Annotated in this window: 20 protein-coding genes; 11 read left to right on the forward strand and 9 right to left on the reverse strand. The window is 72.3% G+C overall.

Annotation, left to right across the window (positions count from 1 at the left end; all coding sequences use genetic code 11):
- Positions 1 to 31: 31 nt before the first annotated feature.
- The gene (locus ACWCQK_RS24915) at positions 32 to 676 is read right to left on the reverse strand and encodes a MerR family transcriptional regulator (RefSeq protein ID WP_451158396.1); all 645 of its coding nucleotides are present in this window, start codon (positions 674 to 676) and stop codon (positions 32 to 34) included.
- A 90-nt stretch (positions 677 to 766) separates the two neighbouring features.
- Between ACWCQK_RS24915 and ACWCQK_RS24920 the strand changes: the two genes are divergently transcribed.
- Positions 767 to 1303, forward strand: coding sequence for a DUF4188 domain-containing protein (locus ACWCQK_RS24920; protein ID WP_451158398.1), 537 nt, complete (start codon positions 767 to 769; stop codon positions 1301 to 1303).
- A 145-nt stretch (positions 1304 to 1448) separates the two neighbouring features.
- Here the strand turns inward: ACWCQK_RS24920 and ndgR are convergent, their stop codons facing one another.
- A complete protein-coding gene (ndgR, locus tag ACWCQK_RS24925) occupies positions 1449 to 2165 on the reverse strand; it encodes an IclR family transcriptional regulator NdgR (protein ID WP_135330737.1) in 717 nt (238 codons plus the stop codon).
- A 189-nt stretch (positions 2166 to 2354) separates the two neighbouring features.
- Between ndgR and leuC the strand changes: the two genes are divergently transcribed.
- From leuC to ACWCQK_RS24945, 4 genes are all read left to right on the forward strand, one after another.
- On the forward strand, positions 2355 to 3785 hold the full coding sequence (leuC, locus tag ACWCQK_RS24930) for a 3-isopropylmalate dehydratase large subunit (RefSeq protein WP_451158400.1): 1431 nt from the start codon (positions 2355 to 2357) through the stop codon (positions 3783 to 3785).
- A 5-nt stretch (positions 3786 to 3790) separates the two neighbouring features.
- Positions 3791 to 4384, forward strand: a complete 594-nt coding sequence (gene leuD, locus ACWCQK_RS24935; protein ID WP_451158402.1) for a 3-isopropylmalate dehydratase small subunit — start codon at positions 3791 to 3793, stop codon at positions 4382 to 4384.
- Between the two features lie 264 nt (positions 4385 to 4648).
- Positions 4649 to 4879, forward strand: coding sequence for an SCO5555 family protein (locus ACWCQK_RS24940; RefSeq protein ID WP_451158404.1), 231 nt, complete (start codon positions 4649 to 4651; stop codon positions 4877 to 4879).
- Positions 4880 to 5017: 138 nt separating this feature from the next.
- Complete coding sequence (locus ACWCQK_RS24945) at positions 5018 to 5665, forward strand: HU family DNA-binding protein (RefSeq protein WP_451158406.1); 648 nt, start codon at positions 5018 to 5020, stop codon at positions 5663 to 5665.
- Positions 5666 to 5837: 172 nt separating this feature from the next.
- Here ACWCQK_RS24945 and ACWCQK_RS24950 read toward each other — a convergent pair whose 3' ends face one another.
- Together ACWCQK_RS24950 and cofC are read right to left on the reverse strand one after the other, a co-directional pair.
- A complete protein-coding gene (locus tag ACWCQK_RS24950; RefSeq protein WP_451158408.1) occupies positions 5838 to 6041 on the reverse strand; it encodes a hypothetical protein in 204 nt (67 codons plus the stop codon).
- Between the two features lie 9 nt (positions 6042 to 6050).
- Positions 6051 to 6689 (reverse strand): 2-phospho-L-lactate guanylyltransferase, encoded by a 639-nt coding sequence (gene cofC, locus ACWCQK_RS24955; RefSeq protein ID WP_451158410.1) that lies wholly within the window; start codon positions 6687 to 6689, stop codon positions 6051 to 6053.
- 154 nt (positions 6690 to 6843) lie between these two features.
- On the opposite strand from cofC, the gene ACWCQK_RS24960 reads away from it, so the two are divergent.
- From ACWCQK_RS24960 to ACWCQK_RS24970, 3 genes are read left to right on the forward strand one after another with little or no spacing between them, the layout of a single operon-like run.
- A complete protein-coding gene (locus ACWCQK_RS24960; RefSeq protein WP_451158412.1) occupies positions 6844 to 7668 on the forward strand; it encodes a lysophospholipid acyltransferase family protein in 825 nt (274 codons plus the stop codon).
- Entirely contained in the window at positions 7665 to 8675 is a 1011-nt protein-coding gene (locus ACWCQK_RS24965) for an NAD(P)H-dependent glycerol-3-phosphate dehydrogenase (RefSeq protein ID WP_451158414.1), read from the forward strand. Before ACWCQK_RS24960 ends, ACWCQK_RS24965 begins: the two co-directional genes overlap by 4 nt.
- A gap of 59 nt (positions 8676 to 8734) precedes the next feature.
- On the forward strand, positions 8735 to 9892 hold the full coding sequence (locus ACWCQK_RS24970; protein ID WP_451158416.1) for a D-alanine--D-alanine ligase family protein: 1158 nt from the start codon (positions 8735 to 8737) through the stop codon (positions 9890 to 9892).
- A gap of 60 nt (positions 9893 to 9952) precedes the next feature.
- Here ACWCQK_RS24970 and ACWCQK_RS24975 read toward each other — a convergent pair whose 3' ends face one another.
- Both ACWCQK_RS24975 and ACWCQK_RS24980 read right to left on the reverse strand, forming a co-directional pair.
- The gene (locus ACWCQK_RS24975; protein ID WP_451158418.1) at positions 9953 to 10444 is read right to left on the reverse strand and encodes a DUF3515 domain-containing protein; all 492 of its coding nucleotides are present in this window, start codon (positions 10442 to 10444) and stop codon (positions 9953 to 9955) included.
- Between the two features lie 20 nt (positions 10445 to 10464).
- Complete coding sequence (locus ACWCQK_RS24980) at positions 10465 to 10698, reverse strand: Lrp/AsnC family transcriptional regulator (protein ID WP_003997603.1); 234 nt, start codon at positions 10696 to 10698, stop codon at positions 10465 to 10467.
- 206 nt (positions 10699 to 10904) lie between these two features.
- Between ACWCQK_RS24980 and ACWCQK_RS24985 the strand changes: the two genes are divergently transcribed.
- Both ACWCQK_RS24985 and thiD read left to right on the forward strand, forming a co-directional pair.
- Entirely contained in the window at positions 10905 to 11870 is a 966-nt protein-coding gene (locus ACWCQK_RS24985; RefSeq protein WP_451158420.1) for a thiamine-phosphate kinase, read from the forward strand.
- A complete protein-coding gene (thiD, locus tag ACWCQK_RS24990; RefSeq protein ID WP_451158422.1) occupies positions 11867 to 12670 on the forward strand; it encodes a bifunctional hydroxymethylpyrimidine kinase/phosphomethylpyrimidine kinase in 804 nt (267 codons plus the stop codon). Before ACWCQK_RS24985 ends, thiD begins: the two co-directional genes overlap by 4 nt.
- A gap of 108 nt (positions 12671 to 12778) precedes the next feature.
- Here the strand turns inward: thiD and rpmB are convergent, their stop codons facing one another.
- Complete coding sequence (gene rpmB, locus ACWCQK_RS24995) at positions 12779 to 12964, reverse strand: 50S ribosomal protein L28 (RefSeq protein ID WP_004924906.1); 186 nt, start codon at positions 12962 to 12964, stop codon at positions 12779 to 12781.
- Between the two features lie 249 nt (positions 12965 to 13213).
- Between rpmB and ACWCQK_RS25000 the strand changes: the two genes are divergently transcribed.
- Entirely contained in the window at positions 13214 to 14974 is a 1761-nt protein-coding gene (locus ACWCQK_RS25000) for a DAK2 domain-containing protein (RefSeq protein WP_451158424.1), read from the forward strand.
- A 580-nt stretch (positions 14975 to 15554) separates the two neighbouring features.
- Here the strand turns inward: ACWCQK_RS25000 and ACWCQK_RS25005 are convergent.
- Together ACWCQK_RS25005 and ACWCQK_RS25010 are read right to left on the reverse strand one after the other, a co-directional pair.
- A complete protein-coding gene (locus tag ACWCQK_RS25005) occupies positions 15555 to 18482 on the reverse strand; it encodes a tetratricopeptide repeat protein (protein ID WP_451158426.1) in 2928 nt (975 codons plus the stop codon).
- On the reverse strand, positions 18479 to 20308 hold the full coding sequence (locus ACWCQK_RS25010; RefSeq protein ID WP_451158428.1) for an HSP90 family protein: 1830 nt from the start codon (positions 20306 to 20308) through the stop codon (positions 18479 to 18481). The genes ACWCQK_RS25005 and ACWCQK_RS25010 overlap by 4 nt, the downstream gene beginning before the upstream one ends.
- Between the last annotated feature and the right edge of the window lie 41 nt (positions 20309 to 20349).

Here is a 20349-nt window from a genome sequence, read left to right on the forward strand (position 1 = left end):
GGGGGCCCATCGGTGTGTCCGGGCCCGGTGCCTACGCGAAGCCGTACCGCCGCGCCGACTCCTCCTCCTGTGCCAGCCGGTGCAGGGCCCGCAGGACGGGCTCGGAGAGGATCGCCGCCGCGACCGCTGTCTCCACCTTCTCCGCCTCCGAGTGGTGGCTCTCCACGAAGTCCAGGTCGCGCGCGGCCGCCTGATGCATCAACTGGGCGTACGGCAGCATCAGTTCGGCGTCCCAGGCGTAACCGAGCCGGCGCAGCGTGGCCACCGCCACCACCAGGGAGCGGTGCGCGGGGGAGATGCTGCTCAGGGCCTGGGCGTTCGTCCAGCCGAGCCGCTCCAGCGCCCGGTCCACCTCATGGCGGGCCGCCCGCACCTCTTCGTCGTCATCGTCCGGCTCGGGCACCTGCGGCAGCGCCCACAGGGCCGCGCCCAGCCGGATCGTGCGGCCCAGGGAGTCGTCGTCGACATGGGCGAGCACCTCCCGGGCGGTCGCCACCGGCACCCGGCCCACCTGGATCAGCGCCCGCACCAGCCGCAGCCGACGCAGATGATCCTCGTCGTACTCGGCCGTGGTCGCGTTGATCTGGCGGCCCGGCGCCAACAGGCCCTCGCGCAGGTAGTACTTGATCGTCGCGGTGGACACCCCACTGCGCTTGCTCAGCTCGGCCAGCCGCATCCCTTGCACCCTCCATCGGATACCGGCACTATCCAAACATGCGGCGCTCGGATAGTGCCGCTCGCCAACCAGACAGCGAGGGGGAGCGTCATGTTCGGCAAGCCCGTCATCGCAGGCCGCACGACCGCCGACGCCGAGGGGGACGTGGTCGTCCTGCTGATCGGCATGCGGATCAACCACTTCTGGGCCGCGCACCACTGGGTCCCGGTGTTCCTGGCCATGCCGCGCATGCTGCGCGAGCTGGGGCGCGCCCCCGAGCGCGGACTCCTCGGCCATGTCCTGCTGACGGCCTCCCCGCGGACGTACTACGTCGTCCAGTACTGGGAGTCCAAGGAGAAGCTCTACGCCTACGCGTCGTCACCCGACATGTTCCACCACCGGGCCTGGGCGATCATCAACCGCAAGGAGAAGGCGGGGAAGGTCCGCGGGCATGTGGGCCTGTGGCACGAGACGTACGTCGTGCCCGAGGGGTCGTACGAGTCGATCTACGCGGACATGCCGGCGTTCGGACTCGCGGCCGCGCACGGGCAGGTGCCGGTGGAGCGGCGGGGACGGCGGGCGAAGGACCGGTTCGCCCACCGGGCGGGCGGGGAGGCTGCGGAAGGGGTGTCGTCGGCCTCGGCGTGAGGGCCGCGCGGTGCGCGCGGTGTTCCGGGACCCGGTGGGGGACGCTCCGGCAGGCGCGTTCCGGGGACCGTTCCGGGGGTGGGCCCGCCGCGGCGTTGAGGCGGGCCCGTTCCCGAAGATCCCGGTGGTGTCCCGGCGGTGGTGGTCAGCCGGTGCGGCGCAGGGCCTCGGAGAGGCGGCCGGCCGCGTCGATCACGGCCTGGGCGTGCATACGGCCCGGGTGGCGGGTCAGGCGCTCGATGGGGCCCGAGACGGACACGGCGGCCACCACGCGATTGGACGGGCCGCGCACGGGGGCGGAGACGGACGCGACGCCCGGCTCCCGCTCGCCGATGGACTGGGCCCAGCCCCGGCGGCGCACGCCGGACAGCGCCGTGGCCGTGAAGCGAGCGCCCTGGAGACCGCGGTGCAGACGCTCCGGCTCCTCCCAGGCCATGAGGATCTGCGCCGAGGAACCGGCCTTCATCGTGAGCGTGGAACCGACCGGGACCGTGTCCCGCAGTCCGGACAGGCGTTCCGCGGCGGCGACGCAGATACGCATGTCCCCCTGGCGACGGTAGAGCTGAGCGCTCTCGCCCGTGACGTCACGGAGGTGGGTGAGCACCGGGCCCGCCGTCGCCAGCAGGCGGTCCTCGCCGGCGGCCGCGGCCAGCTCGGACAGGCGCGGTCCGAGGATGAACCGGCCTTGCATGTCACGGGCCACCATGCGGTGGTGTTCCAGGGCCACGGCCAGTCGGTGAGCCGTGGGTCGTGCCAGTCCGGTGGCCGCCACCAGTCCCGCGAGGGTGGCCGGTCCGGACTCCAGAGCGCTCAGGACAAGGGCTGCCTTGTCCAGAACGCCGACGCCGCTACTGTTGTCCATGAAACGATACTTGCGTCTCACTCTGTGAAACGCAAGTTCAATTTTCCCTGGAACGCGCCACTCTTGAAGACACGACGGCCCGCAGACCGACGGGCCCGGAGGCGGACGTCCGGACACGGGGCGCGGGCACCGCCAACTCAAGATCTCTAGTTGGGCCGGCGCACCTGTGCACCGGCCGGAGGGAAAGCGATGGGTAGGACACTCGCGGAGAAGGTCTGGGACGACCACGTCGTCCGGCGCGCCGAGGGCGAGCCCGACCTCCTCTTCATCGATCTGCACCTGCTGCACGAGGTGACCAGCCCGCAGGCCTTCGACGGCCTCCGTCAGGCGGGCCGCCCGGTGCGGCGCCTCGACCTCACCATCGCGACCGAGGATCACAACACCCCGACCCTCGACATCGACAAGCCCATCGCCGACCCGGTCTCGCGCGCCCAGCTGGAGACGCTGCGCAAGAACTGCGCCGACTTCGGTGTCCGGCTGCACCCGCTGGGCGACATCGAGCAGGGCGTCGTGCACGTCGTCGGCCCGCAGCTGGGGCTGACCCAGCCCGGCACGACCGTCGTCTGCGGCGACTCGCACACCTCCACGCACGGCGCCTTCGGCGCGCTGGCGTTCGGTATCGGCACCTCCCAGGTGGAGCACGTGCTGGCCACCCAGACGCTGCCGCTGGCCCGCCCGAAGACCATGGCCATCACGGTCGACGGCGAGCTGCCCGACGGTGTCACCGCCAAGGACCTGATCCTCGCGATCATCGCCAGGATCGGTACCGGCGGCGGCCAGGGCTACATCCTGGAATACCGCGGCTCGGCCATCGAGAAGCTTTCGATGGAGGCCCGGATGACCATCTGCAACATGTCGATCGAGGCCGGCGCCCGCGCGGGCATGATCGCCCCCGACGAGACCACCTTCGCCTACCTCGAGGGCCGCGCCCACGCCCCCGCGGGCGCGGACTGGGACGCGGCCGTCGCGTACTGGAAGACCCTGAAGTCGGACGCGGACGCGGAATTCGACGCGGAGGTCGTCATCGACGCCGCCGCGCTCGCGCCGTTCGTCACCTGGGGCACCAACCCCGGGCAGGGCGCGCCGCTTTCGTCGGACGTCCCCGACCCGGCTTCGTACGAAGACGCTTCGGAGCGCCTCGCCGCCGAAAAGGCCCTGGAATACATGGGGTTGGAGGCCGGTCAGCCGCTGCGCTCCATCACGGTGGACACCGTCTTCGTAGGCTCCTGCACCAACGGCCGCATCGAGGACCTGCGCGCCGCCGCGGCCATCGTCGAGGGCCGCAAAGTCGCCGACGGCGTACGGATGCTGGTCGTCCCGGGTTCCGCGCGGGTCGGTCTCCAGGCCGTCTCCGAGGGTCTGGACGTCGTCTTCAAGGAGGCCGGCGCCGAGTGGCGGCACGCGGGCTGCTCCATGTGTCTGGGCATGAACCCCGACCAGCTGGCCCCCGGTGAGCGCTCCGCGTCCACCTCCAACCGCAACTTCGAGGGCCGACAGGGCAAGGGCGGCCGTACGCACCTGGTGTCACCGCAGGTCGCGGCCGCTACGGCGGTCCTGGGCCACCTGGCGTCCCCCGCCGACCTGTCCGACACCGACACCCGTACGCCCGCTGGAGTCTGAGAGCCATGGAAGCATTCACCACGCACACCGGCCGGGCCGTCCCGCTGCGCCGCAGCAACGTCGACACGGACCAGATCATCCCTGCTCACTGGCTCAAGAAGGTGACGCGGGACGGTTTCGAGGACGGGCTGTTCGAGGCCTGGCGCAAGGACCCGTCCTTCATCCTCAACCAGCCCGAGCGACAGGGCGCGACGGTGCTGGTCGCGGGCCCCGACTTCGGCACCGGCTCCTCCCGTGAGCACGCCGTCTGGGCACTGCAGAACTACGGCTTCAAAGCCGTCATCTCCTCCCGCTACGCCGACATCTTCCGGGGCAACTCGCTCAAGAACGGCCTGCTCACGGTGGTGCTGGAGCAGAAGATCGTGGAAGCGCTCCAGGAACTCACCGAGCGTGACCCGCAGGCCGAGATCACGGTCGACCTGGAGGCCCGCGAGGTGCGCGCCGAGGGCGTCACCGCCTCCTTCGAGCTGGACGAGAACTCCCGCTGGCGGCTGCTGAACGGGCTGGACGACATCTCCATCACCCTCCAGAACGAGGCCGACATCGCCGCGTACGAGACCAAGCGCCCGTCGTACAAGCCGAGCACGCTCCAGGTCTGACCCAGCGGCCCGAACAGGTCGAGTTTCGGCCACCGCAACACCCCACCTGTACCCCCGATCGCCACGATTGGGGGTACAGCCATGTCTGCACCCGAACGGCCCTGAGAGGCCGCGCCGGGCGCCTCAACTTCCCACGTTACGCAGGTCGTTGGTGGGGTAGGCGACGGTGGTCGCCGGGTGCCGCGCCGGTGTCCGAACAGCCGTCTACGGCGGCAGTTACACCCTGCGCAGGCGACAACTCGCCCCAGATGGCACAATCTGTGCATGGGACACGACGGCCAACTCCAGCTCTATACGGCGGTCGCGAACCAGCTCAAGGAAGCGCACGCAAGGGTGCGCTCACTGCAAGTCCCGGAGGGCGTACGGATGGCGCTGACCCGGAAGCTGCTGGTCATTACGGCCGTGGCCAAGCACGATCTCGCCGCTGCGACAAGGCGACTGGAGCGGTTCATGGAGGACCTCGACGAGGGCCGAATCCCCGAAGAGGAACGCTGAACACGTCCGGGACAGCCGAGTTCGTTGCGGCACAAGGGTGATTAGCCCGTTTCGTGTTTGATTTGCGGTATATATCTGCCTAACGTGCGAAAAAGGCTTGAACACTTTCGTTCTGGCAATGTCTCCGAAGGGGAAGACGTGAACAAGGCGCAGCTCGTAGAAGCGATTGCCGACAAGATGGGCGGCCGCCAGCAGGCCGCCGAGGCTGTCGACGCGGTCCTGGACGCCATCGTCCGCGCGGTTGTCGGAGGCGACCGGGTTTCGGTCACCGGGTTCGGTTCGTTCGAGAAGGTCGACCGCCCGGCCCGCTACGCCCGTAACCCCCAGACCGGAGAGCGGGTTCGGGTCAAGAAGACGTCCGTGCCGCGGTTCCGCGCGGGTCAGGGCTTCAAGGACCTGGTCAGCGGCTCGAAGAAGCTTCCGCGCGGTGGCGAGGTCGCCGTCAAGAAGGCGCCCAAGGGCAGCCTGACCGGCGCCGCTTCCGCCACGGTGAAGAAGGCCGCCGCGAAGAAGGCCACCACCAAGGCCGCCGCCGCGAAGAAGACCACGGCGAAGAAGACGACCGCCAAGAAGACCACGGCCGCCGTCAAGAAGACCACCGCGGCGAAGAAGACCACGGCCAAGACCACCGCGGCCGCCAAGACCTCCGCGGCGAAGAAGACCGCCACGGCCAAGAAGGCGACGGCGAAGAAGGCCCCGGCGAAGAAGGCCACCACCAAGGCGGCCCCCGCCAAGAAGTCCACGGCTCGCAAGACCACCGCCAAGAAGGCCACGGCTCGCAAGTAGGGCAGGCACAGGGCACTCACGCGCCGGGCCGGACTCCCTCTCGGAGTCCGGCCCGCGGCGTTGTCAGGAGCGTCGGCGCACGGCGTTCGTGACGAGCCTCGGGCGCGTGGGATCGACGCCGGGCTTGGTCGGGGAAGCGAGTCCGCGCCGGAGCGGTCGGTAGAGGCGCCGCTCAGAAGGTGTGCAGGGTGACCAGGGTGATCCGCCGGGCGTCCCCGTCGCCCTCGGTCTCCACCCGCACCCGCTGTCCCGGACGCAACAGCCGCAGCCCGCCCGCGTCGAACGCCGGCGCGTCGAAGGGCACGGGCGTGCCGTCGTCCAGCAGCACCTGCCCGCTGCGGGTCTCGGGGTCGTACGTGTATGCGGTCGCCTGCATGGCCGCAGCCTACTGCCCGGGGATCAGCAGCCGCGCGGCGACAGCGGCCGTCCGGGGCCCCACCCCGAGCGCCAGCGCCGCGCGCAGGTCCGCGCCGGTGTCCACGTCCTGCCGTACGGAATCCACCGCATCGAGACCGATTTCCCGCGCGCCGGACGCGCGATGACGGGCCCGGGAATCGTGTCCGAATGCCGGGAGCAATTCCCGGTCCGGTGCGGCGGTCAGCAGTGTCGTCCCGATTGCGGCCGCATCGGCGAGAAAAGCGCGCGGGAATTCCGCGGCCGCTTCCAGGACGCGGGCCAATTCCAGCGGACGCAGTGCCGGCAGGTCGGCGTTCAGGGCCGCCACGGGGCGGGCGGGGCACGCGGCGCGCACCACGGCCGCCGCGTGCGCCAGAGCGGCGTTGAGGCCGCCGCCCGGCTCGTCGGAGACGATGCGGGCGCCCAGCGCCGCCAGCTCGCGTCCGGCCAGGTCGTCGTCCGTGACTACCGCCACATCGCCGACCGCCGGGCTGGCCAGCGCGGCGGCCACGGTGTCCTGGGCGAAGGCGAGGGCGAGGCCCGGCCGCAGCCCGTCGGCAGCGGTGTCCGACAGCCTGCTCTTGGCCCGGGCCAAGGACTTCAGGGGGATGACCAAGGTCCACTGCACAAGCGTTCCGCCCCTCTCGTATAGCGGTCATTGTCACCCGGTCCATCCGGTCGCCGGGGTGGCGGGGCGTACGGTGTTCTCGACAGACCGGCGGCCCGGGGCGACACTTGTGCGGCCCCCAGCCCTGGAGGAAGCCCTAGAGGAAGGTGTCCGCGTGCCCCGCCGCAGAATCGGCTTCTGGTATCGCTTCGCCGCGGTGCTCTGCAAACCGCCGTTGGTGGCGCTGCTCAAGCGGGACTGGCGTGGAATGGAGCACATTCCGGCCGATGGTGGATTCATCACCGTGGTGAATCACAATTCGCATGTCGATCCCGTCGCATACGCGCACTATCAGTACAACACCGGACGGGTTCCGCGATTCCTCGCGAAGAGCGGCCTTTTCCGGAAGGGATTCGTCGGCGCCGCGATGCGCGGTACCGGACAGATCCCCGTCTATCGCGAGAGCACCGACGCGCTGAGCGCCTTCCGGGCCGCGATCGACGCCGTCGAGCGCGGCGAGTGCGTCGCCTTCTACCCCGAGGGCACCCTCACCCGCGACCCGGACGGCTGGCCCATGACCGGCAAGACGGGTGCCGCGCGCGTGGCGCTGCAGACCAGGTGTCCGGTGATCCCGGTCGCCCAGTGGGGCGCCAACGCGCTGCTGCCGCCGTACGCGAAGAAGCCCGACATCTTCCCGCGCAAGACCCACCACGTGCTCGCGGGCCCGCCCGTGGACCTCTCCCGCTTCTACGGCAAGGAGATGACCCCGGAACTCCTGAAGGAGGCGACCGAGGTCATCATGGCCGCCGTCACCCGCCTGCTGGAGGAGATCCGCGGCGAGCGGGCGCCCGAGACGCCGTACGACCCGCGCCAGGAACGGATCGAGCAGCGGCGCCGCACCCAGGCGCAGACGCTGGGGGAGCCGCAGTCGCCGCCCCGGCCGCGCGGCCAGGTGGACACGCAGGAGAAGGCCAGGCAGGAAGAGGGGCAGAGCAAGTGATCAAGCCGGTCAAGGCGGCGGTCTTCAGCGCCGGTTCGTGGGGCACCGCCTTCGGTATGGTGCTCGCCGACGCGGGCTGCGAGGTGACCCTCTGGGCGCGCCGCGCGGAGGTCGCGGAAGCGATCAACTCCACCCGGACGAATCCCGGCTACTTCCCGGGCATCGAACTCCCGGAGAACCTGCGGGCCACCACCGACCCGGCCGAGGCCGCCGCCGGCGCCGACTTCACGGTCCTCTCGATCCCCTCGCAGAGCCTGCGCGCCAACCTCGCCGAGTGGACGCCCCTGCTGGCCCGCGGCACGGTCCTCGTCTCCCTCATGAAGGGCGTCGAACTCGGTACGACGATGCGGATGACCGAGGTCGTCGAGGACGTCGCGAAGGTCGGCCCCGAACGGGTCGCCGTGGTCACCGGCCCCAACCTGGCGCGCGAGATCGCCTCCCGCAGGCCGGCCGCGGCCGTGGTCGCCTGCACCGACGAGGTCGTCGCCCAGCGCCTCCAGGCCGCCTGCCACACGCCCTACTTCCGCCCCTACACCAACACGGACGTGGTGGGCTGCGAGCTCGGCGGCGCGGTCAAGAACGTCATCGGCCTGGCCGTCGGCATCGCGGACGGCATGGGCCTCGGCGACAACGCCAAGGGCTCCCTGATCACCCGGGGTCTCGCCGAGACCACCCGGCTCGGCCTGGCCATGGGCGCCGACCCGCTGACCTTCTCCGGACTCGCCGGTCTGGGCGACCTGGTGGCGACCTGCTCCTCTCCGCTGTCGCGCAACCACACCTTCGGCACCAACCTCGGCAGGGGCATGACCCTCCAGGAGACCATCGCGGTCACCAAGCAGACCGCCGAGGGCGTCAAGTCCTGCGAGTCCGTGCTGGATCTGGCCCGCAGGCACGGTGTCGACATGCCCATCACCGAGACGGTGGTCGGGATCGTGCACGAGGGCAAGCCTCCGGTGGTCGCTCTCAAGGAGCTGATGTCGCGCAGCGCGAAGCCCGAGCGACGCTGAGCGAACCCGCCCCGCCGACGCTGACTCAGGGCCCTACCACCGGGTACTCTCAACGCGATATGAGCAGCGAGAACCTCCCCCAGAGCCCCGAGCAGCCGTCCCGTAAGCCGCGTGTGGCCGTCGTGTTCGGCGGACGCAGCTCCGAACACGGGATCTCCGTGGTCACCGCGGGCGCCGTACTGCGGGCGATCGACCGGACCAAGTACGAGGTCCTGCCGATCGGCATCACCCGGGACGGCCGTTGGGCCCTGACCGCCGACGAACCGGACCGCATGGCGATCACCGACCGCCGTACGCCGAGCGTCGACGAGCTCGCCGAGTCGAGCGAGGGCGGCGTGGTGCTCCCCGTCGACCCGGCCAACCGCGAGGTCGTCTACAGCGAGCCCGGTTCGGTGCCCAAGGCCCTCGGCGAGGTCGACGTCGTCTTCCCGGTGCTGCACGGCCCGTACGGCGAGGACGGCACCCTCCAGGGCCTTCTGGAGCTCTCCGGTGTCCCGTACGTCGGCGCGGGCGTGCTCGCCTCGGCCGTCGGCCAGGACAAGGAGTACATGAAGCGGGTGTTCACCTCGTTCGGGCTGAAGGTGGGCCCGTACGTGGTGATCCGGCCGCGCGAGTGGCGGCAGGACGAGTCGGCCGCCCGCAAGAAGATCGTCGACTTCGCGGGCGAGCACGGCTGGCCGCTGTTCGTGAAGCCCGCGCGCGCGGGCTCGTCGATCGGCATCACCAAGGTCGACGACCTCTCAGGGCTCGACGAGGCCATCGCCGAGGCCCAGCGGCACGACCCGAAGATCCTCGTCGAGGCCGCGCTGCGCGGCCGGGAGATCGAGTGCGGCGTCCTGGAGTTCGAGGACGGTCCCCGGGCCTCCGTCCCGGCCGAGATCCCGCCGCCGGACGCGCACGCGTACTACGACTTCGACGCGAAGTACATCGACTCGACGCCGGGCCTCGTGCCGGCCCCGCTGACCTCCGAGGAGACCGCGGAGGTACGGCGGCTCGCCGTCGACGCCTTCGAGGCGGCCTCTTGCGAGGGCCTGGTGCGGGCGGACTTCTTCCTCACCGAGGACGGGGAGTTCGTGATCAACGAGATCAACACGATGCCGGGCTTCACGCCGATCTCGATGTACCCGCAGATGTGGCAGGCGAGCGGGATCGGCTATCCCGAGCTGGTGGACCTGCTGGTCCAGGCGGCCCTGCGCAGGTCCACCGGACTGCGCTGACCCGCACCGGGGCGGAGCGGCGGGGGAAGCGCCAGGCCGGCGATTCCCCCGGAGAACGGCCTAGTCGGCGATCCCCTCCGGGATCGCCTTCTTGACGGCGGGCGCCAGGTCGACCAACGGCGCCATGCCGTCACCGGTGCGCCGCGCCGGAATCGCCACCTCGACGTAGGCCCTGCGCAGTGTCGTGGTGAAGCGGAACGAACCGTCGCCGCGCTTCTCCAGCAGCCACCCGACCCCGTCGACCTCGACCCCGTCGGCCTCCGGATCGCTCATCTTCCCGGGCCGGGGGACACCGCAGCGCAGTATGATCGCCGGGTTCCCCCAGCCCGCGGTCAGCGCGGAGGCGGGCTCGGGATCTCGTCGGCCGAGACCGTCCACCTTCGACGGCAGCGCCTCGTCCAGGTCCCGGCACAGCTTCGAGACCTTCGCGTCGGCGGCGGGAACCGCCGCCGACGCGCTGTCGTCTGCGGAGGAGCAGCCCGCGGCAGCGGCAAGCAGGACGAGCGCGGGCGGCCCGAGAACAGTGCGGAGCCGGTGACGGGAGAAGTTCACCGGCCAAGGGTAGACGGGGGCTACAGATGGACCACCGGGCAGGTCAGGGTACGGGTGATGCCGTCCACCTGCTGGACCTTGGCGACCACCATGCGACCGAGGTCGTCGACGGTGTCGGCCTGTGCGCGCACGATGACGTCATACGGTCCTGTCACGTCCTCGGCCTGGATCACCCCAGGAATCTTGCTGATCGTCTCGGCGACGGTCGACGCTTTGCCGACCTCCGTCTGGATCAGGATGTACGCCTGTACCACGGAACCTCCAGGGCGGCCACGAGGATCATGTGGGGAAAAGGAACGCCACGGTATCGCGTCGCCGCTCGCCGCGGGGAGACCTGCGGAGAGCGTGGCTTGCGCGCCGGGGTGCAGGCACGACAGAAGTTGACGGTCACCTCGACCGTATCGAGGACACTGGTGACGCGCGACCGGGTATGGACAGGGACAGAAGGGGAGCAAGGGTAATGAAGGGCACTGTTGGTGAGCTCGGGGAGTTCGGGCTCATCAGGGAGCTCACCTCCCGTCTCACCACCACCCCGGCGGTCCGGGTCGGCCCCGGCGACGACGCCGCCGTGGTCGCCGCCCCCGACCGCAGGGTCGTGGCGAGCACCGACATCCTGCTCGAGGGACGGCACTTCCGCCGCGACTGGTCCACGGCCTACGACGTGGGCCGCAAGGCCGCCGCGCAGAACCTCGCCGACATCGCCGCCATGGGCGCGGTGCCGACGGCGCTGCTGCTCGGGCTGGTGGTGCCCGCCGAACTCCCGGTGGCCTGGCCGACCGAACTGATGGACGGACTGCGCGACGAGTGCCAGGTCGCCGGCGCCTCCGTGGTCGGCGGCGACGTGGTGCGCGGGGACACGATCATGGTGTCCATCACCGCGCTCGGCGATCTGCGCAACCAGGAACCCGTGACCCGGGGAGGCGCGCAGCCCGGGGACATCATCGCGGTCACCGGCTGGCTGGGCTGGTCCGCCGCCGGGTACGCGGTGCTCTCCCGCGGCTTCCGCTCCCCGCGCGCCTTCGTCGAGGCCCACCGCCGCCCCGAGCCGCCCTACCACGCGGGGCCGGCCGCCGCCGGGCTGGGCGCGACCGCCATGTGCGACGTGAGCGACGGGCTCATCGCCGACCTCGGTCATATCGCGGAGGCCAGCAAGGTCCGGATCGACATCCGCTCCGGGGCCATCGACATCCCGTCCCAGATGAACGACATCGGTCAGGCCGTCGGCGTGGACCCGATGCAGTGGGTGCTGACCGGGGGAGAGGACCACGCGATCGTGGCGGCCTTCCCGCCGGACACCAAGCTGCCCGCCCGCTGGAAGGTGATCGGCGAGGTGCTCAACCCGTCGGCGCTGCCCCAGGTGACGGTCGACGGGGCGCCCTGGACCAGCAAGGGCGGCTGGGACCACTTCGGGGACATCGAGTCATGAGCGCGCCACCGAGGGTGCTGACGGTCGCGGGCTCCGACTCCGGCGGCGGCGCGGGCGTCCAGGCCGACCTGAAGACGATGCTCGCGCTCGGTGTGCACGGCATGAGCGTGATCACCGCGGTCACCGCGCAGAACTCTCTGGGTGTCCAGGGCGCTTGGGAGCTGCCGGCGGAGGCGGTGCGGGCCCAGTACCGCAGCGTCGTCGACGACATCGGCGTCCAGGCGGTGAAGACCGGGATGCTGGCCTCCGCCGAACTCGTCGAGACGGTGGCCGAGTTGCTCACCTCCACGGACGCGCCGGTCGTGGTGGATCCGGTGAGCGTCTCCAAGCACGGTGACCCGCTGCTGGCGTCCGCCGCGCTGGACTCCGTACGCACGAAACTGCTGCCGCTCGCGACGGTCGCCACCCCGAACCTCGACGAGGTGGCACAACTCACCGGCGTTCATGTCGCGTCGGAGACCGGGATGCGGGAGGCCGCGGCGGCCGTCCTGGCGTACGGGCCGCGATGGGTGGTGATCAAGGGCGGGCATCTCTCCGGAGAGGCGGTCGACCTGCTCACCGACGGCGCCGAGGAGCACTGGCTGCGCGCCCCCCGCCACGACAACCGGCACACGCACGGCACCGGCTGCACCCTCGCCTCCGCGATCGCGTCGCACCTGGCGCGGGGGCGGTCCGTGCCGGAGGCGGTGTCCGCAGCCAAGGAGTACGTCACCGGGGCGCTCGCGGCCGGGTTCGCGCTGGGCGGCGGCATCGGGCCCGTGGACCACGGCTGGGCCTTCCGCCCCCGGGCCGAGGGGTAGCCGTCCCGCTCGCTGTCCGTCGCCGCGGGCAAGGCAAAAAGCCGATCCACCCGAGGGTGGACCGGCTTTTTACAGCGAACCAGCAGTGGCCGCGCGCTTAGCTGTGCGTCAGCGCGAGACCTTGCCGGCCTTGATGCACGAGGTGCAAGCGTTCACGCGCTTCGGCGTCCCGCCGACCACGGTACGGACGCGCTGGATGTTCGGGTTCCAGCGGCGCGGCGTACGGCGGTGCGAGTGCGAGATGTTATTGCCGAAGCCCGGCCCCTTGCCGCAGACGTCGCAGTTGGCAGCCACGGGTCACTCCAAAGACTTCAGATGCACTTACGGTTGATCCCGGCATGCCGGGATCAGGACCAGAGGATCTGAGTGGCGGTGCCAGGGGGAGAGCCCGATGTGTATCGGGCAACCGGAGCAGCATACAACGACTGCGCCAGTACAACGAAACTACCATGGCTGGTCGGGGCCCTCGCCCACGCCCTCTTCCGGCGCACACCCCACCTGGGTCTACGCTGCCTCCCAGTCCAGCAGCTCAAGGAGGCGCAGGTGCCGCAGGTGCCGCAGACATTCTTCGATGCTCTCGCGGTACGTACCTGGTGCGGTCTCGCGTTGCAGGCGCTGGGCCGGGCGCGCGAGGAGATCGACGCGATCAACGTCTATCCCGTCGCGGACGGCGACACCGGCACGAACCTGTATCTGACGCTGGAGTCGGCCTTCGCGGCCGTCGAGGCGGCGTTCGCGGGGCACGAGGCCGGATCCGGCGCGGAAGCCTTCCCCGGTTCCTCCCCCGCCCTCCCCCCGCTGTCTCCCTCTCTCGCGGACGCCGCGCGCGCGATGGCGCACGGGGCTCTCATCGGGGCGCGGGGCAACTCCGGGACGATCCTCGCGCAGCTGCTGCGGGGCATGGCGCAGGTGTTCGCCGACGACGGTGAGGTCGCTCACACCGACGGTCGGGGACTGCGGCTCGCCCTGCGGCACGCGGCCGACTCCGCCCGCCAGGCCGTGGCCCACCCCGTGGAGGGCACGGTCCTGTCGGTCGCCTCCGCCGCGGCGGACGCGGCCGAGGGCGCCGAGGGGGACTGCGGGGCGGTCGCGCGGGCGGCCTATCAGGGGGCGCGCGCGGCCCTGGCCGCGACCCCGGCCCAGCTGGCGGTGCTGAAGCGGGCCGGAGTGGTCGACGCCGGGGGCCGGGGGCTGGTGACGGTGCTCGGGGCGCTGGTCGAGACGCTCACGGGGGAGAGCGGTGACCTCCGGGGCGACGCCGTTCCTGCCGGCACGGGCGCCGCCGGCCGCGTGGGCGACGACGCCGACGACATCCGTGCCGTCGACGCCGACGATGACGTCGAGGCCTGTGGGGACGGGCCCGCGGCTGTGGAGGAGGGCGGCCCCGCCTTCGAGGTGATCTACCTGCTGGAGGCCGAGGACGCGGCCGTGACGCGGCTGCGGACGCGGCTCGACGCCCTCGGTGACTCGCTCGTCGTGGTCGGCGGCGACGGGCTGTGGAACGTCCATGTGCACGTCGACGACGCGGGTGCCGCCGTCGAGGCGGGCGTCGAGGCCGGACGGCCGCACCGGATCCGGATCACCCACTTCGGCGCGGGCGACGTGCACACCCGGGGCGGCGGACGGCCGCCCCGGGAGCGGGTCCAGCGCGCCGTCGTGGCGGTCGTGCCCGGCGAGGGCCTGGCCGGGCTGTACACGGAGGCGGGCGCCACCACCGTGCTCGCGCGCCCCGGGGAGCCGCCCGCGAGCGGTGAACTCGTCGCCGCCGTACGCCGGGCCCACGCGCGCGAGGTGGTCCTGCTGCCCAACGACGCCGACCTGCGCCACACCGCCGCCGCGGCGGCCGAACAGGCCCGTACGGAGGGCATCCGGGTGGCCCTGATCCCGACCCGCTCCGCGGTCCAGGGCATCGCCGCGCTCGCCGTGCACGAACCCGACCGGCGCTTCGACGAGGACGTCGTCGCCATGACCTCGGCGGCCGGCGCCACCCGCTACGCCGAGCTCCTCGTCGCCGAACGCCAGTCCTGGACCATGGCCGGCATCTGCCAGGCCGGGGACGTCCTCGGCCTCATCGACGGCGACGTCGCCGTGATCGGGTCCGACGTCCTCGCCACCGCGGAGACCGTGCTGGACCGCATGCTCCAGGCGGGCGGCGAGCTGGTCACCCTCGTCCTCGGCGACGAGGCGCCCGAGTCCGTGGCGGCACACCTGGAGACGCGCGTACGGGAGACCTATCTCGCCGTCGACACGGTCGTCTACCGGGGCGGCCGGCAGGGAGCACTGCTCCTCATCGGCGTCGAGTAGCCGGACGGACGCCCGACACGTCACGGCACCGGGCGCTCGCGGTACCGGGCTGCCGAGTCGAACGATCGCGGTGCCGGACGGCGGCGCCGAGCGGTCCTGTCGCCGTGTGGTCGTGTCACCGTGCGGCTGCGTCGAGCAGCCGTGTCGCCGAGCAGCCGTGTCGCCGAGCAGCCGTGTCGCCGTGCGGCCGTGTGGCCGTGCGGCCGTGACGCGGGTCGGTTAGTGAGCGCGTTGCCGGTCGGCCCTGGGGGAGGGCGGGCGATCTGGTCGCCATGGCGGCAGGCGGCCGAGTCGCCGGGACCTTGAGCGGCCCGTCGTCGGAGCGCACGGCCGGGCGGCTGTGCGCTTGGGCGGCCGAGTCGTCATCGCACCGAGCGGCCCGCCGTCCGGCGGCCGAGCCGCATTGCCGAGCGCTGAGTCCACGACCGTCCAGAAGCCGCCCCGCCTCCGCTCGCGGCCCCCTCGCCGCCCCGCCTCCGTCCAGCGGCTCCCGCCGCCGTCCTCCGAGCGGCCCCCCCCGGCGCCCAGGAGCGGCACCCCGCCACGCGGGGCAGCGGCCCCCGCCGCCCCGCCCGCCGAGCTACTTCGGCGTCCCCTCCTCCAGTACCTGGAGCATCTGTTCGGCTTCCGTGCGTCGGGCCTGTGCCGTCTCGTCGTCGGGGGGCGTGTCGGCGTACGTCGTGAGCACCGCACGCGCGCGTGCGGTGGCGTCCGCCGGGCGGCCCAGGTCGGCCTCCAGCCAGCCCGCGGCGAGCTGGGCGGCGGTGCGGCTGTGCAGGCCTTCCGTCCCCAGGGAGTCGAACACGGTGACCGCCTCCGCCACCTGTGCCAGGGCCTCCTCGAACGCGCTCTGGATCGCGTCGTCCCCGGCGTCCTCGGAGACGGACCGTGCCAGCAGGTCGCCGAACTGCCGGCGGGTGTGGCCGAGTTCGGCGACGAGCCGCCCCCGGGCCGCCGCGTCGGCCGCCGACTCCAGCGCCGTCTCGCACTCGCGCACCGCGCCCGCCATCAGCTCGCGGGCCCCGTCCTGCCCCGCGTCGCCGCGCAGCGCCAGCCACGCGCGGGCGCGCAGCGAGCGGACCAGACCGTGGACGTTGCCGAGGGCGCGCCACAGGTCGCCCGCGCGCGTGTAGGCCCGGTCCGCCTCGCCGGGCAGGCCCGCATGCCCGAGGTCCTCGGCGGCGAGGTGGGCGAGCGTGGCGTGGTCGTGCTGCTCAGGCCAGTGCCGGGCGATCTCGGCCGCCCGGAGCCGGTGCTCGGCGGCGGCGCGATGCTCCCTGAGCTCGCTCAGACAGTCGCCCAGCCACCACTGCGTCTGCACGATCGCGCCGTCGCCGTGCGTCTCGGCGGACAGGTCGGGCAGTGCCGACTCCAGCACCTCCGCGGCCTCGGCCCACCGCCCCTGCCGTACCAGGAACCCGCCGAGCTGGTGCCGGGCCCAGGCGCCCAGCGTCGGCCCCTCGCCCGCCTCGTCGGCCCAGTGCGCCGCCTCCAGGGCGTGCTCCGCCGCCTCCTCGGCCTGGCCCCGGCCGCCGACGACCTCGGCGAGCTGGAGGTGCAGCTGGGCGCGCCCGACCGCCTCCAGGTGCGGGCCGCCGTGCTCCAGGGCCGCGCGCAGGGCGCGCTCCGCCTCCTCCGTGTCGCCCAGGTGGTGGGCCAGCCCGGCGAGCCGGGCCTCGTACTCCACCGCGAACCACGGCAGCCCCGCCCCGACGAACTCTGCCGCGGCCCGCGCGAACAGCTCCGCGCCCGTCGAGGCGTCCCCGGTCAGGGCCGCCAGCTCCGCGAGCATCGCCTGGGACTCGGCGGCGCGCGAGGCGAGCCGTACGTCGTCCCCGGCGTGCCCGTCGACGAGCGCGAGCACCTCACGCGCGGCCGCCTCGGCCTCGGCCAGGTCCGGATCCGGCGAGGGACCGTCGGCCTCGTGCACCCGCCGCATCAGGATCCGCGCGCGAGCCATCAGCACGGACGCGGTCTGTCGTAGGCCCGTGGCGTCCTGCGCGTAGAGGGCGAGCACCTCGTCGTAGGGGCCCGCGACCGCGGCGACCGCCTCGTCCAGCTCGCCGGTGAGGGCCCGCACGTACGACGCACGCGCGCGTGCCGCCAACGCCTCCCCGGGGTCGCCCGCCGCCGCGTACAGCTCGGCGGCGCGCTCGAACAGTTCGGCACCCTCGGGGCCCGCGTCCATCGCCTGATGGTCGGCGATCTCGGCCCGGTCGCGCGCGTCGAGCTCGACGCCCTCGGCGGCCCGGGAGACCGCGGCCCACGCCTCGACGGCGTTCGGCTGGAGGGTGTCCGACAGCCTGCGTGCCTCGGTCAGCAGCGCGGCGAGGTCGGGTTCTCCCGCCTGTTCGGCCGGGGGCGGCACCACGGGTGTGACGGCGGCCGCCGGCCGGGCTCCGCGCACCCCCAGCGGCAGCCGCTCCACCAGCGGACGCTGTGCCATCCGCGCGCGGGCCCGCTCGCTGACGTACGACGTGTCGTTGCGCGCGTCGAAGCGCTCGGCGAGGGCGAGGGCCTCCTCGCGCGCGTGGTCCGCGAGCTCGACCGCCGTCCACGCGCGGCCCGCCGGGCCCGGTACCCGCCGCTCGCCGAGCCCGAGTTCGGTGAGGCGGTTCATCAGCAGGGAGACCACCGCCATGAACTCCAGCCGGCTGCGCGGGTGCCCCGTGTCCGTGAAGTACGCCGGTCGCTCCGCCAGCAGTTCCAGGCCGCGCGCCTCGTTGCCGGTCAGCGCGCAGAACTCCACGTGGTCCGCGTACGCGCCGCGCATGCTCTCCATGGAGCGCACGAGCCGGAAACCCCGCAGATGGTTGGCGCGCGCCTCGTCGAGGCGGTCCAGGCGCAGCAGGGGTATCAGGGAGGAGGCGAGGACGGTGTGCGGTTCGTGGGCGCAGGAGAACTCGCCGTCAAGGACCGGCCGCCACAGTTCGAGTGCCTCGGTGTCCCGCGCCCGCTCCGCCTGCCACCAGCCCTGCCCGTGCAGCTCGCACGCGTGGCAGTCGGCCATGGTGTCGCGGTCGGCGGCCAGCCAGGCGGCGTACGCCCGCTCGGCCCGTTCCACGTCACCGACGTGCGCGGCCACGCTGAACTCCGCGCTGCGCACCGCCCGCTCGGAGTGGCCCGCCAGGCGGTAGCGGTGCTCCATCTCGCCGAGCCACTTCTCCACCGAGGCCAGCGGCACGTGCGGCTGGTCCAGCATCCCGGACGACATCCACTTGAAGACCCAGTGCAGCGAATGCGTCTCGTATTCGTCGAAGTCTTCGGGCCGCTCGTCCCACATGCGCAGCAGCCGCGCGAACGGGACGAACATCTTGTCCTTCTCGGAGCTGTAGTTGTAGACCTTCAGCTGGTGCCCGAGCGCCTCGATGACGGCGAGCGGGATGTTCAGCCGCTCCGCCTCGGTGAGCAGCTGCTCCGCGCGCGCGTTACGGGCCGGGCCCTCCGGCTCCTCGCCGTTCTCCGCCATCGCCCGGCGCAGTGAGTCGAAGTCCGTGATCTCACTCATCGGTGACCGTCCTCGCCATGGGTGGCCCACTCCAGCAGGCCGATGAACGCCCGGTTCAGCAGTGCCGAGTCGGCGGGCCGCAGCGGGCGCTGCGCCATCAGCAGCGCCTGCCCGTACAGGGACTCCGTGGCGGTGCCGATCAGCTCCGCGTCACGCAGTGAACTGATCCTGCGGATCAGCGGATTGAGATGGTTGAGCACGAGGCGCGCGCGGGGGGCGCTGCCGCGCAGGGAGCCCAGGATGCCCGCCCACAGGTCGTCGGCCTGCTCCTCGGCCTCCGCCCGTGCCTGCTCGTGCCGGGCCGCCCGGTCGTCCAGGTGCAGCGCGGGCACGGACAGCGGGTGGAACGCGCGCAGGACGACGTCACAGCCCAGCGGGTCGAGCTTGGCCCGCGCCGCCGCCAGGAAGCCCGAGAGCGCCAGCTCCTCGGCCGGGTCGACCACGTCCAGGTGGGCGGTCACGGTGTCCGCGTCCAACTCGGCGACCACCGTGCCGGGCCGCACCGACGGCAGGGCCTCGACGAGCTCGCTGTCGTACGTGTAGCCGCCGTTGATCACGCCCACGCCCTGGGCGGAGGCGATCGGGGCGACCTGCCGGTACTCCTCGACGGACCGCGTGAAGTGCACCACCGGGTGCCGCTGCGCGAACTCCTCCAGGGACAGCCGTCCGTCGGTCGTCTCGAAGGGCAGCCACGGCAGCATCGTGCGCAGCATCTCGCTGTCGTGCCGCGCGAGCGACTTCACGCCCAGGTGGTGCACCGACAGGAAGGCCGCGAGCCGCTCCGGGTCACCGGTCGCCAGTCCGGTCAGCCACGAGCGAATCCTTTCGCCGAGTGCCTCCCGCACCGCGGCCAGCGTCTCGTCCTCGTACAGCGACTCGCGCGAGGCCGTGGGCCGCAGACTGTCCGTGTCCAGCACACAGCGCACGAAGAAGGCCCAGTCGGGCAGCAACTGCTCGCCCCGCTCGGTCAGCAGCATGCCCTTGAGGTGGACGCGATGACCGGCCCGCTGGGCCGGACTGACCGCCGACGGCAGCACATAGGCCACACCGCGGATCCCGGCCAGCGGCACGTCCAGGTCGATCGAGTCCAGCGGGGTGAAGCCGAACAGCCCGTGACAGTGCCGGGCCAGGGCCACCCGCCGGGTGGCGGGGGACGGATACGGCCGGTCCCAGGGCGCCGGCAGGTCGGTGACCGCCTCGTCGCCCACCCGCACGTCGTACGGCAGCAGCGAACCGAAGTCCCGGGCCAGCGCCAGGACACGTGCCTCGGCCAGCCACTCGCGGGCCCCGGCGCGCGCCACCAGGTGCACGGTGGTGCCCGGCTCGGTCCGCGCGTCCTGCGGCAGGGTCCGCACGGTGTACGAACCGTCGTCCGTCGCCGTCCACTCCACGGGCGGGGCATCCGGCGTACGGGCGCTGCGGCTGACCACCCGGATCCGCTCGGCGACCACGAAACAGGCCAGCAGACCGATGCCGAACTGCCCGAGGAAGTCGGAGCGGGCCTCCTGCAGACCCTCGGCCCGCTTGGAGCTGCGGCCGATGGTGGCCAGCAGGTTGTGCACGTCGGTCTCGGTGAGGCCGACCCCGGAGTCCTCGACCCGGAGGGCGCCGTCCGTCACGAACAGCCGCACCCGGGCGGGTGCGTCGGGCTGTTCGGCCCGCCGGGCGGTGATCGCGTCCACCGCGTTCTGCAACAGCTCGCGCAGGTAGACCTTGGGGCTGGAGTAGAGGTGATGGGACAGCAGGTCAACCAGACCACGCAGGTCGACCTGGAACGTATGAGGTGACTGGGATGCCTGAGATGACTGTGAGGTCTGGGAGTCCATCGTCGCAGCGCCGCGGGTCGGGGGAGGCTCGGCGGCGCGGG

It is taken from the genome of Streptomyces sp. NPDC002306, assembly GCF_053593435.1.

What these genes read in the sequence shown, in the direction of transcription:
- ACWCQK_RS24970 (WP_451158416.1), top strand. Translation starts at nt 8,735, where the DNA reads ATGAGCAGCGAGAACCTCCCCCAGAGCCCCGAGCAGCCGTCCCGTAAG.
- ACWCQK_RS25005 (WP_451158426.1), bottom strand. Translation starts at nt 18,482, where the DNA reads ATGAGTGAGATCACGGACTTCGACTCACTGCGCCGGGCGATGGCGGAG.
- ACWCQK_RS24985 (WP_451158420.1), top strand. Translation starts at nt 10,905, where the DNA reads ATGAAGGGCACTGTTGGTGAGCTCGGGGAGTTCGGGCTCATCAGGGAG.
- ACWCQK_RS24940 (WP_451158404.1), top strand. Translation starts at nt 4,649, where the DNA reads ATGGGACACGACGGCCAACTCCAGCTCTATACGGCGGTCGCGAACCAG.
- ACWCQK_RS24950 (WP_451158408.1), bottom strand. Translation starts at nt 6,041, where the DNA reads ATGCAGGCGACCGCATACACGTACGACCCCGAGACCCGCAGCGGGCAG.
- leuD (WP_451158402.1), top strand. Translation starts at nt 3,791, where the DNA reads ATGGAAGCATTCACCACGCACACCGGCCGGGCCGTCCCGCTGCGCCGC.
- ACWCQK_RS24920 (WP_451158398.1), top strand. Translation starts at nt 767, where the DNA reads ATGTTCGGCAAGCCCGTCATCGCAGGCCGCACGACCGCCGACGCCGAG.
- thiD (WP_451158422.1), top strand. Translation starts at nt 11,867, where the DNA reads ATGAGCGCGCCACCGAGGGTGCTGACGGTCGCGGGCTCCGACTCCGGC.
- leuC (WP_451158400.1), top strand. Translation starts at nt 2,355, where the DNA reads ATGGGTAGGACACTCGCGGAGAAGGTCTGGGACGACCACGTCGTCCGG.
- ndgR (WP_135330737.1), bottom strand. Translation starts at nt 2,165, where the DNA reads ATGGACAACAGTAGCGGCGTCGGCGTTCTGGACAAGGCAGCCCTTGTC.
- ACWCQK_RS24915 (WP_451158396.1), bottom strand. Translation starts at nt 676, where the DNA reads ATGCGGCTGGCCGAGCTGAGCAAGCGCAGTGGGGTGTCCACCGCGACG.
- ACWCQK_RS25010 (WP_451158428.1), bottom strand. Translation starts at nt 20,308, where the DNA reads ATGGACTCCCAGACCTCACAGTCATCTCAGGCATCCCAGTCACCTCAT.